We start from the raw sequence: 12,240 nt of genomic DNA on the forward strand, positions 1-12,240 counted from the left end.
CTTCAGACTGGCTTTTATACGTGTAACAATGGAATTACTCAACCGAGCTTTTTCCAAACAGAATAGTGTCCAGTGCGAACTTGGAGCTGCCGCTGATGCCAAGAGCAACCAACATCGCAAGCAAGGCCAGATCCAATTCATAACCAGCTCCACCTTCACCGCCCAAGAAGCCAGCAGCGAGCTTGGCTGTAAAGATGGCACCAATCATAACAACAGACAAAGCACCTGCGAACACGCGAGTACCCAGACCCAGAATCAAGGCGATACCACCGACTACCTCCAAGAAGGCTACGAGATAAGCAATGAATGCAGGAAGTCCCATGGTTCCGAAGAAACCAGCGACATTCTCCAGCCCCATTTGGAATTTAGCCACTCCATGAATGGCAAAAGTAAGACCAGCAATCACACGTAGAATAAGTGCGCTCCATTCAAAACGATTTGACATGTATGAATCCCTCCGATAAATTTAAATGTGTAACAAAGTTACTTTTCGTTAGTAAGTATACAATAATAATTTCTTAAGTCAAGTCATTCGATTAAAATCCCAACGGTTGGCAAGTGCAATTTTCAAGGTTGATTCGCATCATTGGTTTTGATGGATTGAACAAAGAGCGGTATACTGAAAGGAGAATGAGGTGATACCTATGAAAGAGTCTACCCTCTGTCCGAAGTTCGAAAAAGGTATGCAGTTGTTGGGAAAGCGATGGACAGGTCTAATCCTATACCAGTTGTTGTCGGGACCACAGCGATTTTGTGCATTGGAAGGGGCACTGCCAGTTAGCGGAAGGCTACTTTCTGAGCGTTTGAAGGATTTGGAGAAGGAAGGACTCGTGCATCGGCAGGTGTTTACTGATTCTGCACCTGTCCGCGTAGAGTATTCCTTAACGGAGATGGGGAAAGCTCTGACTCCAGTGCTCAAAGGGATTGAGACCTGGTCGCAGAGCTGGATCGAGTTGAATGCAGACGAAATGGCTAACGACAGCGAAGAATAACACAGCCTATATAAAAAAGCATCAGGTGAGTACGCCTGACGCTTGCCATGATGAAAACCCCTGGAGACAGGGGTTTTTCTGTTATCTGTCCATCTTACGAAGGATCTTCGTTCTTTTCTTGCAAAGCCTTCCACTTTAAAAATTCAATATGGCGCTTGACCTCAACCAGCTCGTCCTCTGACAGGCCATCGACATCTAAGAAGGTCGCCGGTGTTTCCCGGACAGAACCGCGTTGCCAGGTTGGTTCCTCCGTGCGCCCGTGGAGAAAATCGGTGGATACTTCAAATAAATCTGCGACTTTGGAAATCAGATGAAAATCGACGCCCTTCTTTTCGCCTGACTCGATCCGCGAAAGTACGGTATTATGTATGCCCAGCTTTTCAGCTAATTGAAGTTGAGACCATTGTTTTTGTTCGCGCAGCCATTTTATGCGTTGACCAATTATGGACATCGTGAGACCACCTTTATCGTTTTGGCAATTCCATTCTAACAATTTTCCAAAACGGAAAAAACAAGATTGCTAATATGACAAAATCTGTATTGACTTTGCTAAAATTGAAAGGATATGATGTAACTATAAATATTTGCCATTTTTGCAAATCAGGAGGGGATAACTGGTGGAACGACTCAACCTCCCGTTTATCGCGCAACGACGTAATGAGTGCAAGCTGACCTTGCAAGAGATGGCGGAAGCACTCGGGTTTCGAAATGCTTCGACATACTTGAAGTACGAGAAGGGAGAATATGACTTCAAGGCTAATCATTTGCCAGTGTTGGCTAAAAAACTACGATGTAACATGCTTGATCTTTTTATCCGAATGGTTTGCTGATTTAGCAAAAGGGGTGGGGGGCTTGAACGCTTGGGAGGCAAATAGAAGGCAGCTGGAAATATGGAGAAAAACCGTCGCTTACGAAATTGAAATGATGGCGCCACAGAGTATGCCGGCTTGCGAGGGATTTCTCGAGCGCTTGTTACTATTTGAAAAGGAGTTGGAAAACAACGCGGGATGCCCATATCGTACGACACATGGTGGGAATGATGCCGGGTCGCGTCCGTTACCCGTTCAGGAAACAGAAAAAAGCCCGGTACGGACTTCACCGTGACCGGGCATTCGTTGTATTTTATAGCTTGCTGATCTCTTCTTTTAGCAGCTCCGAATGGGTTCCGAAGACGACTTGCACGCTTCCTTGACCCAGTCGCATAACACCTGCTGCACCGAGGTCCTTCAAGGCTTTGTCGTTGACCTTCTTGTCATCCTTCAAGACGAGACGCAAACGAGTGATGCAAGCGTCTACGCTAACGACGTTTTCTTTTCCACCAATGTGAGTGAGCACTTGGATCGCTTTATCCTGCATTGAATTGTTCCTTCCTGTAGCTGTAACTGTCATTTCTTCGTCATCTTCTCGTCCTGGCGTCTTGAGGTTCAGCTTCACGATCAGGAAACGGAACAGGACGTAGTAGACCACGGCGAATGCCAGACCAATCGGGATGATCATCCAAGCATTCGTAGAGAGGTGGTAGTTGATGCCGTAGTCGATCAGACCCGCTGAGAATCCAAAGCCGTGCTTGATACCCAGAGAGGTCACGATATACCCGGACACACCCGTCAATATCGCGTGAACAAAATACAGGAGTGGAGCAGCGAACATGAACGCAAATTCAACTACCTCGGTAATCCCGGTCAGGAACGAAGCGAGAGCTGCACCGATAAACATAGAAGCAACTACTTTGCGTTTTTCAGGACGCGCTGAGTGAATAATAGCGAAAGCCGCTCCAGGAAGTGCGAACATCATGATCGGATAGAAACCAGTCATAAACATTCCTGCTGATGGGTCTCCCGCAAAGAAACGATGCAAGTCGCCGTGTACGACTTTTCCTGTCGCATCGGTAAAGTCACCGATTTGGAACCAGGCAATCGCATTGAGTACGTGGTGCAGACCAAATGGAACGAGCAATCGGTTGAAGAATCCGAACAAGAAAGAACCTGTTGCGCCGAGACCTACGATCCAAGTGCCCAATGAGTCAAGGGCAATCTGGATGGGCCCCCAAATGATCCCGAAAATCAAACCGATGACAACCATGGAAAGAGAAGTGATGATCGGGACGAAGCGTTTTCCACCGAAGAAGCCTAGCCATTCTGGTAGCTTGATCGAATGGTAGCGGTTGTAGAAAAACGCTGCCATACCACCCGCCATAATACCGCCGATGACACCCATGTTCAGTTTTATATCATCCGCGATGAAAGGCAAGGCAGCAGGAACAGCTGCAAGTACTTTCGTTAATACGACGTAGGCGATGACAGCAGCCAAAGCAGCAACAGCATCTCCCGCCAATCCAATGGCAACACCGACAGCAAAGATTAAAGCCAGGTTGTCAAAAATGGCTGAACCACCAGCAGCCAAAAGCGGAGCGATGTAGGAGTCCATGAATGCACCAAAGGCGCCGAGATTGAGGTCCTTCTCGAATTTGAGAAGACCAAAGCTTTGCAAAATCGCTGCGGCTGGCAACGTTGCAACCGGGAGCATGAGGGCTCTCCCAATCTTTTGCAGAAAAGCGAGCATAGGATAAAACCTCCTTGGAATGAAATGAATTTATCAGGGAAGCCGCTCTCCGGATGAATGGCAAAATGATGAGGGCACAAGGAATAAGCCGGAGAGAGACCATTCTGATCGATATATTGAAAGCGCTTACACTACTCAGGCGACAAAACCTTTTATAAGGCTTTGTCTTTCAGATAGTGAACAACCTCGTCTACAGTAGAGAGTGTAAGAACGTGTTCGGCCAGTTGCTTCGCTTCTTCTACGCTGGTGGAGCGGATACGTTCTTTGACTTTTGGCATCACCGAAGCGGCACCGCTGAACTCATCGAGTCCCAATCCGAGCAGGAGCTTTGTTGCCAACGGATCTCCCGCCATTTCTCCACACAGCCCAGTCCAAATGCCCGCCCGATGGGAAGCCTCGATGACTTGGGAAATCAATCGTAATACGGCCGGATGGTAGTAGCTGTACAGCTCGGCAATATTGGCATTCATCCGGTCTACGGCCAGCGTATATTGAACGAGATCATTCGTGCCGATGCTGAAAAAGTCTACCTCTTTCGCAAACGCATCTGCTTGCAGGCAAGCACCCGGAATCTCCATCATCATGCCTACTGCGATCTTCTCGTCAAAAGCGATTCCTTCTGCCCGAAGCTCTGCTTTCGCTTGCTCTAACAATCGTTTGGCTTCACGCAGCTGCTCCAGATGGGAAATCATCGGGAACATGATCAGCAGGCGACCAAATGCACTGGCACGCAAGAGAGCGCGTAATTGCACCAGGAACAATTCCGGTCTGGCTAATGAGATGCGCATGGCGCGGAAGCCAAGGAACGGGTTTTCCTCCTGTGGAAGCGCGAGTGCTGGCAAATGCTTGTCACCGCCAACATCTAAGGTGCGAATGATGACTGGCTTGTCGCCAAAAGCAGCGGCTACATGCTTATATGCAGCAAATTGTTCGGCCTCATCGGGAAGGGTGCTGCGATCCATGAACAAAAACTCGGAGCGGAACAACCCGATTCCTTCTACACCAGATGCGACCAGTGCATCCGATTCTTCTGGCACGGCCATGTTTGCCATCAGGTGAACGCGGTGCCCATCGGTTGTTTCGGCAGGCATCTCCTTAATGGCTTCGTACATTTTGCGTTCCTTTTCTTCCTGCGCGGCTTTTTCCTGATAGGCTGCCAGTGTATCCGCATCAGGCGAAACAATCAGCTGTCCAGAGGTTCCATCGATGATCAGCAAACTTCCGGAGTCTACTTTTTCCATTAAGGTATCGCCTGCACCCATGACAGCGGGAATACCGAGAGAGCGTGCCAATATGGCTGCATGAGAGGTAGCGCCACCTTTGGCCGTGACAATTCCTCGTACATGCTGGAGTGGAAGCTGAAGCGTCTCAGATGGGGTGACGTCCCATGCAACCAGGATGAAAGGCTCTTCCGGGTAGGAGATGACGGTGTCACCGCCCGAAATATTTCGAATCAGACGGCGGCTCACATCACGAATATCATCCGCACGCTCTTTCATGTAGGCATCGTCCATACTCTCAAAGAGAGCAATGAATTGATCGGCTACTTGCGAGACGGCGGCAGATGCCGCCAGTTGTTGATTTTCGATGAGCGCACTCATCTCCCCGACAAATGCCGGGTCATCCAAAAAGGCGATATGAGCAGAGAGGATGGCCGCTTTTTCCGAGCCTAATTGTTCCTCTGTCTGTTCCTTTAGCTTTTCCAGTTGTTCGCGTGCTTGCTCTACGCTTTTGCTAAGTAGCCCTAGCTCCTGCGTCGTATCCACTGGAGTGGTGGACTCTGCCTGCGCGATGGCTGTTTCGTGTGTGAGGCGTAAAACAGGGGCAATCGAAATGCCAGCGGAAACTGGGATTCCTTTTAACATACATCCTTCACCTTCCTGTCCGTCGTTTACACTATATGTTTGACGAGGATTGCTCCAATAGCTGCTGAATCGCAGTGGCTACGTTTTGTTCATCCGCGCCGTCGATCTGAACGGTCAGGGTGTCGCCTTGGGAAACACCCAACGTCATGATGCCGAGAATGCTTTTGCCATCTGCGTGTTTTGTCCCTTTGCTCAGCGTAATTTTTGACTGAGATTGCGACGAACAATTCACGAGTAGAGCTGCTGGTCTCGCGTGGAGCCCACCCTCTACATTGACGGTTACTTCAAATTGAACCATGTTGTACCTCCTTCAACCATGCGCTTCGCTTTATTTTAAGACGACAGTCATCAGTGGCTCTTGACCTGCTTGCACAGTTGCTTTTGCCACCACATTTTTTTCAGCAACCCGATCACCGTTTGTAATAACGATCGGTGTTACAATCGGACAACCCGCCTCTTCCAGTACGCTCTTGTCGAATTGGATGAGCTTGTCGCCAGCTTTCACTTGATCGCCAACGGAGACAAATGGGGTAAAGCCTTTCCCGTTTAATTTCACGGTATCGATTCCAATATGCATCAATATCTCAAGACCACTTTCAGTCGACAGCCCGATAGCATGGTGAGTAGGGAAAAGATGCGTTACCTTTCCATCGACAGGGGAGACGAGAGTGTCTGCACTTGGCAAAATCGCTACTCCATCACCGACGACTTTTCCTGCGAATACAGGATCAGGAACTTCGGACAGGGGGAGTACGGTACCTGTTAAAGGTGCAAGAAAGGTTACCTCTTGTTGTTGTTTTTTTCGGGAAAAAAGACTGCGTAGCATAGTATCCTCCTTTTGCGTCTGAACCAAAAAAGGCATGAGACGGTTGAATTCATACGACGACATACTTACTATGTCCGTATGATCTCACCGCTCATGCCTAGTCGAGCTAGTAACACGCAGGATTATGATTTAATTTTGTTGTAATAAGCGATAAAGGTGCAGAGCCATGTAACCAACCTCGTCTTCTGGTACAGCGATCTCGAGACGGGTGGAGATGTATTCAGCCAGCTCTGTTGCCAATTGATAGGCTTCTGGCATGGTGGTTTTGACTCGGTCCAGAAGCGGGTTCTTGATGAACTTTTGTTGACGGATGCGCTCAACGGCAAAGCGCAAATGGGTAATGAGGCGAACGTAGTCAATGGTACTGCGTTCAATCGTAATAGCTGTTCGCTCTTCAATCAGGCTTACCAAATCCGTGATGATGTTGGTGAATTGGACAGCCTTTTTTACTGGGACGTAGCTGATCGCGGAGTGAATGTGCAAGGCCAGAAATCCGATTTCACTATCGGGAATGTCCAGGTCGAATGCGTTCTTGATCATATCCGCTGCCCGGTTCGCCAGCGCGTACTCCTTCGTGTACAGCGTCTGGATTTCGAACAAGAACGGATTCACGATTTCCATGCCGTTATTGAGCCGATAGATGGCAAACTGGATATGGTCAGGCAAGGCAACGTGGACGTGTTCGTTCAATTCTGGCGTAATCTCACTCGCAATGAGAGCGATAATTTCTTCCGCAATTCCTACGACAGCAGGATCTACTTGGCTCAAGATGTTCTGATACTGCTTCTGATGGTTCTCATTTTCGAGCCTGAAGCGCTTTTCCACACGCGAGTCATGGGCGGGGATGGTATTCCCGGGTTTTGCGCCAAATCCGATTCCTTTTCCGAACAGGACAATTTCTTGTCCGGGTCCGGGTTCTTCCACGAGTACGACGTTATGGTTCAACACACGCGTAATTGCGTACGTTTTTTCCTTTTCACGGGACAATCCATTCCACCACCTTTAGATAGACAAAAACGGTCCATGACCGTATTTGCTTACCGCAAGCGGTCACATCCAATTTAATGAAAAATGTCGATGAACCATGACATTAATCAGAAAAAAGAGCCGAAAAAACCTTTTTAACAAGAAAAAGATCTTCTCGGCTCATGCCTGCATTACCAGTAACACGCCTTGTGAAAACGCTTCAATTAAAGCTTATAATAGCTCACGTCTCGTACATTGTCAATCACCCTGTTAACGGGAAAAAACACGGTGGGCAGGAGAAGCAGAAGCCTGTCCCGAATTGTTTGAACCAAGCAGGATAAGGGCAAAACAAAGCCAAGCGGACGCCTCATTAGCAATCCGCCTGGTTTGTTACTTGGTGTACTTGTCGGCAATCGTAGATGCACAGAAGGAGTTCGGTTTGATTTCGGCACGAAAGTGATTGGTTTCTGCTAAGCTCAATAAAGACTGGATAAACTTACGGGTAGGGCCATTCGTACCGATATCAAAATGCAGGCGGATGGGAGTATCTAAGTGGTGGTCCCGCAAATATTGGCGTACTTCTGTGGCAAGTCCGACTGCGTACATCGCTTCCTGAAATATACGCTGTTGCAAGGATGCGTACCGGCGTTCTTGAAATTTGTGATAAAAGAAGGTGCCCCCATGGCCGGGACGAATCACTGTGATCACAAGAGCAAAAAAAGTCCCGCGGCTTTTTAATTGAGAGTCGGCCCCCACAATAATTTCAAATGGACCACCTATTGATGAGATGGTATGTTCGATGTGGGAAAACACTTCTTCTTTTGCCAGTAGACCTCTAGTCGGACTGTGAAAGCGATCAAATAACGTATTTGCAGAGGTTAAGCCCACTCACATCCCTCCTGAAAGAGGCTAACAATGATTTGCATACTTCTTCCTTACATCATTAATGTATGTAATCTCGCAGATAGTATGTGAACGGGTAGGGACAAAAACTTCTTGAATCAACTTTTTTAGGTAAAATGGTCCGTTTGTTCGGGACGAAAGACTGTTTTTGAAGGAGCTTTAGGGAAACGTGATACAAGCAAATGAACATGATTATTATATGAAACAAGCCATGGAAGAGGCCCGGAAAGCCGCTGCGATTGGCGAGGTTCCGATCGGTGCGGTCATCGTGCGCGACGGGGAAATCGTAGGTCGCGGCTACAACTTGCGGGAAACACAAAAAGACCCTACCTTGCACGCGGAATTGATCGCGATACGGGAGGCAAGCGAACGCTTGGGTGGATGGCGCTTGATCGGGTGTACGCTGTACGTGACGTTGGAGCCGTGTCCGATGTGTGCAGGTGCAATCGTTCAAAGCCGTATCGAACAGGTCGTGTATGGCGCTCGCGATCCGAAGGCTGGCTGTGCCGGGACATTAATGAACCTGCTCGCGGAACCACGCTTCAATCATCAGGTGCCAGTCTTAGAGGGTGTTCTTGCAGAGGAATGCGGGCAGATGCTCAAGGACTTCTTTCGTGGATTGCGAAAAAAAAGACAGCCGGTACAGGAATGACCGGGCTGTCTGGACAAACCGTCTGCATGCAGGCGGTTTTTATTTGTTTACGTTTTGCAGCATGTGCAGCTCTTCTTCGGTCAGTTCGCGATACTCACCAGGGGCGAGTGACGGGTCAAGGTGAAGCGGGCCCATACGAATCCGTTGCAGATAGGTGACTTGCAGGTCGAAAGCAGCAAACATCCGTTTTACCTGATGGAACTTTCCTTCCATGATGGTGACGCGAATCTCTGATGTTTCTCCTGAAGAGCTAATCTCCAGCTTGGCTGGCAGTGTAGTGAAGTCCTCCAATTCCACGCCTTTGGCAAACTCCTGTACATGGTGCTCAGTAACTCGGCCATCGATACGGGCAAAGTACTCCTTGTCCACTTTCTTTTTCGGGGACAAGAGACTATGGGAGAGGTGACCGTCATTGGTCAAGAGTAAGAGACCCTCTGTATCAATATCCAGTCGGCCTACCGGATGCACCTTGATAGCCCACTCGTACGGGAGCAAGTCCACTACGGTTTCATGGACATTGTCCTCTGTAGCAGAAACGACTCCAGGCGGCTTATTCAGTAAAACGTATACCCAGCGCTTAAAGTTAAGCGGTTCTCCATCCACAAGAATTTCCTGTTCCTCGGCAATGACATGCATCCCCGGGTCTGTTGCGACAACGCCGTCCACGACGATCAGTCGCTGTTTCACTAAGGCTTTCACTTCCTTGCGCGTGCCGATTGCCATATTGGCCAGCACCTTGTCCAAACGTTCACGTTTCATATATGTTCCTCGCTTTTCTTCTGATCGGATACAATCGTGTGTGCTGTTATTAGTTTGGCCTAATGAGCCGCGCAAATCAAGGGGAATGCAAAGGAATGAGTCTTGCATTTTTGACTGTATTTTGCTATAGTAAATAATGTTTCTGACAAACTAAATATGGAGAGATACCCAAGTGGTCATAAGGGGACGCACTCGAAATGCGTTAGGCGTCGTGAGGCGTGCGTGGGTTCGAATCCCACTCTCTCCGCTTAGATTTTTCGGATCGAAGAGAATGAAGCATATTTTTGCCAGTGTGGCAGAGGTGTGCTTCTTTTTTTATATCACAAAAACTGTAAGCAAATTTTAATTTTGCGTCTAATAACGGGTACCGCCAGCAAAACGTGGTTATCTTAACTCCAATGTGACAATCACTATTAAATCATGGTTGTCACATTGTTTACATGTATTCAAAGTAGTTTTAAATTAGTTTAATTATCTCAGAACTTTTCGTAGACCAAGCCAAAGATTGCTACCCGCGCCTTCGCTCGGGCTACACCCCCCATCTAATAACCGGTGTACCGTCAACCAAATGACATAATACCCACATTAAGGATTTGGATGCAATAACAACCTCGATTTCCTTAGCGTACAGGAAATCGAGGTTGTTAAGTTTAATTAAGGGTTTGTTATTTTGATTCCTTTGTAGCTAGTGCTGTTTAAAGAAAATAAAGTTGTAGACTAGGAGGTAGCACCTGAATCAGTCTGACAAAGCCTGTTCTTGCGGCATGCCTTCTTTTTTTGCCTCTTGTCTTATCCATGAAAATAATAATAACGAGGCCGCGACTGCAATTGCCACACCGATCGTCCCGAACCACGGGATGGATGACAAGGATATCCGATCCACGGCGAGGCCGCCGATTCCCGCTCCTGCTGCCATCGATAATTGCATCGTGGACTGATTGAGACTAAGCATAATGCCTGAATAATTGGGTTCGATCCGTACCAAATTATACTGCTGTGTAGGACCGCTAGACCAGGCGGCGAACGACCACAGCATAAGGATGGCTACAACCGGCAACCATGAATGCGTGAATATGACGGCAACCGTGAGTAAAATCAAGGCGGCGATATGCAGCAACATACTCCAAGTCAAGGTGGGGGCTACCCCCCATTTATCCGTACTGTAGCCGCCGAATTTGGAACCAATTAAGCTGGCCACGCCGAACGCCAACAATACTCCGCTGAGCACTTCTTCATTTAAGCCCGCAACCTTGAGTAGATAAGGAGAAATGTAGGTATATGCTATAGAGTAGCCACCGAGCCAAAAGAAAGTGATCGAGAGTCCAAGAGCCACTTTTCTGCTTTTGAGGAGAGCAAGTTGCTTGGCTAAAGGTACGGGGGCATCCCCCTTTACTTGCGGGATCGTTTTATACAGAACAAAGATGGCAAGAAGACCCATTATGGCAATGAAACCGAATACTGATTTCCAGCCGTATGCCTCAGCGATCATGCGTCCGAGAGGAACCCCGATAATTAATGATGTAGTAAACCCCATCACTACGGTTGCAATTGAACTCGCCTGTTTACCTTCTGGCGCGATTTTCGCTGCTATATCCAAGGCGGTAACAACAACCATTCCAGCGCCTAAAGCCATTAACACGCGCGCAAGCACAAAAAGTCCGAATCCCGGCAGTACAAAAGACAAAATGTTGGCAAACACGAAAAGTCCCAGTGCACCAACGAGCAGCTTTTGCCTTTCAATTTTTGCCGTCAAAGCCATCAATATGGGGGTGCAAATAGCATATACAAAGGAAAAAACGGTCACAAACTGCCCTGCCGAAGTAATGGAGATCCCAAGCGTATCCGAGATCTTGTCTAAAATACCTGAAATGACATACTCGGATGTCCCAACCAAAAAACTGACAATCGCCAAAAAATAAACCTTCCAAGTACTCCCCTTCAATTTCACCACTCCTAATTTTTTCGCATCTATATATAATGAATTATCGATGTGTTTCGCATTAAAAATCTACACATCTCAATATATCGATATGTAAGCTTGAAACAAACCGAATCCTCAAGAGAGCATTCAGCTTGTTGTCATTAAATCTCGTTATTGAAAAATGAACCGATTTCGCGGATCGCTTCCTCGTTTCTTTTGAAGTACGTATACTTACCGATCCGTTCCGCTGTGACCAGACCTGCCCGTTGGAGTATCGATAAATACTGGGAAGTTGTAGACTGTGTCATCTTCAGCGTTTCCGTGACTTGACAAACACATACCCCGACTTTCCTCATATCAATCCCTTCGTGGGGCGTAAAATGTTTTTCAGGCTCTTTCAACCAATGCAAAATTTGCAATCGCGACTCGTTGGACAGTGCTTTAAAGATTTCAATCGGTTCCATACACATTATAATATCGCAAATTATCGATGTGTCAACATGAAAAAGCTGCGGCGGCTGTATGAATAACTTAGCGCGGGTTTTATGTCATTTCGTTGGCTGTACCCCTAACCTAACTCAATGTACTATGAATACTATAAAACCAAATATAGATATCAAGTATTTAAAGAAATAAAAAGAATGGGTAACTCTACATTGAATACTGTAAAGTCACCCATTCTGACTAGTTAAGTTAAACGCGGATTAACAACGTTAAGGGGATGCGGACAGCTAAAAACGCCGATTTTAACCACAATAAGGCATGCAGCACAAGACCAATTATGTTGTATCCAT

Annotated in this window: 15 protein-coding genes and 1 tRNA gene; 5 read left to right on the forward strand and 11 right to left on the reverse strand. The window is 47.4% G+C overall.

From position 1 onward, the window contains the following. Nucleotides 1–34 precede the first annotated feature (34 nt). The gene (locus tag HPY27_RS27285) at nucleotides 35–445 is read right to left on the reverse strand and encodes a DoxX family protein (RefSeq protein ID WP_017246883.1); all 411 of its coding nucleotides are present in this window, start codon (nucleotides 443–445) and stop codon (nucleotides 35–37) included. 199 nt (nucleotides 446–644) lie between these two features. Here HPY27_RS27285 and HPY27_RS27290 point away from each other — a divergent pair, with 199 nt between their 5' ends. Continuing rightward, on the forward strand, nucleotides 645–992 hold the full coding sequence (locus HPY27_RS27290; RefSeq protein ID WP_017246884.1) for a winged helix-turn-helix transcriptional regulator: 348 nt from the start codon (nucleotides 645–647) through the stop codon (nucleotides 990–992). A gap of 94 nt (nucleotides 993–1,086) precedes the next feature. Here HPY27_RS27290 and HPY27_RS27295 read toward each other — a convergent pair whose 3' ends face one another. After that, nucleotides 1,087–1,443 carry a helix-turn-helix domain-containing protein gene (locus HPY27_RS27295; protein WP_026042917.1) on the reverse strand — a complete coding sequence of 119 codons (357 nt, stop codon included), beginning with the start codon at nucleotides 1,441–1,443 and terminating at the stop codon, nucleotides 1,087–1,089. 166 nt (nucleotides 1,444–1,609) lie between these two features. Here HPY27_RS27295 and HPY27_RS27300 point away from each other — a divergent pair, with 166 nt between their 5' ends. Beyond that, nucleotides 1,610–1,822, forward strand: coding sequence for a helix-turn-helix domain-containing protein (locus tag HPY27_RS27300; protein WP_017246886.1), 213 nt, complete (start codon nucleotides 1,610–1,612; stop codon nucleotides 1,820–1,822). Nucleotides 1,823–1,835: 13 nt separating this feature from the next. Next, a complete protein-coding gene (locus HPY27_RS27305) occupies nucleotides 1,836–2,096 on the forward strand; it encodes a hypothetical protein (protein WP_371814375.1) in 261 nt (86 codons plus the stop codon). A gap of 18 nt (nucleotides 2,097–2,114) precedes the next feature. On the opposite strand, the gene nagE is transcribed toward HPY27_RS27305, so the two are convergent. The 6 genes from nagE to HPY27_RS27335 all read right to left on the reverse strand — a co-directional run bounded on the left by nagE (nucleotide 2,115) and on the right by HPY27_RS27335 (nucleotide 8,099). Beyond that, on the reverse strand, nucleotides 2,115–3,554 hold the full coding sequence (gene nagE / locus HPY27_RS27310; RefSeq protein WP_174226437.1) for an N-acetylglucosamine-specific PTS transporter subunit IIBC: 1,440 nt from the start codon (nucleotides 3,552–3,554) through the stop codon (nucleotides 2,115–2,117). Nucleotides 3,555–3,706: 152 nt separating this feature from the next. Further along, on the reverse strand, nucleotides 3,707–5,419 hold the full coding sequence (ptsP, locus tag HPY27_RS27315) for a phosphoenolpyruvate--protein phosphotransferase (protein WP_017246889.1): 1,713 nt from the start codon (nucleotides 5,417–5,419) through the stop codon (nucleotides 3,707–3,709). A gap of 31 nt (nucleotides 5,420–5,450) precedes the next feature. Beyond that, nucleotides 5,451–5,717 (reverse strand): HPr family phosphocarrier protein, encoded by a 267-nt coding sequence (locus HPY27_RS27320; protein ID WP_012683821.1) that lies wholly within the window; start codon nucleotides 5,715–5,717, stop codon nucleotides 5,451–5,453. Nucleotides 5,718–5,747: 30 nt separating this feature from the next. Then, complete coding sequence (locus HPY27_RS27325; protein ID WP_017246890.1) at nucleotides 5,748–6,245, reverse strand: PTS sugar transporter subunit IIA; 498 nt, start codon at nucleotides 6,243–6,245, stop codon at nucleotides 5,748–5,750. 129 nt (nucleotides 6,246–6,374) lie between these two features. After that, the gene (gene glcT, locus HPY27_RS27330) at nucleotides 6,375–7,232 is read right to left on the reverse strand and encodes a glucose PTS transporter transcription antiterminator GlcT (RefSeq protein ID WP_017246891.1); all 858 of its coding nucleotides are present in this window, start codon (nucleotides 7,230–7,232) and stop codon (nucleotides 6,375–6,377) included. 369 nt (nucleotides 7,233–7,601) lie between these two features. Beyond that, complete coding sequence (locus HPY27_RS27335; protein ID WP_017246892.1) at nucleotides 7,602–8,099, reverse strand: ribonuclease H-like YkuK family protein; 498 nt, start codon at nucleotides 8,097–8,099, stop codon at nucleotides 7,602–7,604. 184 nt (nucleotides 8,100–8,283) lie between these two features. Between HPY27_RS27335 and tadA the strand changes: the two genes are divergently transcribed. After that, nucleotides 8,284–8,766 (forward strand): tRNA adenosine(34) deaminase TadA, encoded by a 483-nt coding sequence (gene tadA / locus HPY27_RS27340; RefSeq protein ID WP_017246893.1) that lies wholly within the window; start codon nucleotides 8,284–8,286, stop codon nucleotides 8,764–8,766. Nucleotides 8,767–8,805: 39 nt separating this feature from the next. Here tadA and HPY27_RS27345 read toward each other — a convergent pair whose 3' ends face one another. Beyond that, nucleotides 8,806–9,525: a pseudouridine synthase gene (locus tag HPY27_RS27345; RefSeq protein ID WP_174226438.1), complete on the reverse strand. Its 720-nt coding sequence runs from the start codon at nucleotides 9,523–9,525 to the stop codon at nucleotides 8,806–8,808. A gap of 158 nt (nucleotides 9,526–9,683) precedes the next feature. Between HPY27_RS27345 and HPY27_RS27350 the strand changes: the two genes are divergently transcribed. Then, nucleotides 9,684–9,772 (forward strand) — tRNA-Ser (locus tag HPY27_RS27350). Nucleotides 9,773–10,261: 489 nt separating this feature from the next. Here HPY27_RS27350 and HPY27_RS27355 read toward each other — a convergent pair. Both HPY27_RS27355 and HPY27_RS27360 read right to left on the reverse strand, forming a co-directional pair. Further along, entirely contained in the window at nucleotides 10,262–11,467 is a 1,206-nt protein-coding gene (locus HPY27_RS27355; protein WP_017246895.1) for an MFS transporter, read from the reverse strand. Between the two features lie 140 nt (nucleotides 11,468–11,607). Beyond that, a complete protein-coding gene (locus HPY27_RS27360) occupies nucleotides 11,608–11,910 on the reverse strand; it encodes an ArsR/SmtB family transcription factor (protein WP_026042918.1) in 303 nt (100 codons plus the stop codon). Nucleotides 11,911–12,240: the final 330 nt, after the last annotated feature.

Origin of the sequence: Brevibacillus sp. HB1.1 (assembly GCF_013332445.1) — a bacterium.
Lineage (GTDB): Bacteria > Bacillota > Bacilli > Brevibacillales > Brevibacillaceae > Brevibacillus > Brevibacillus porteri.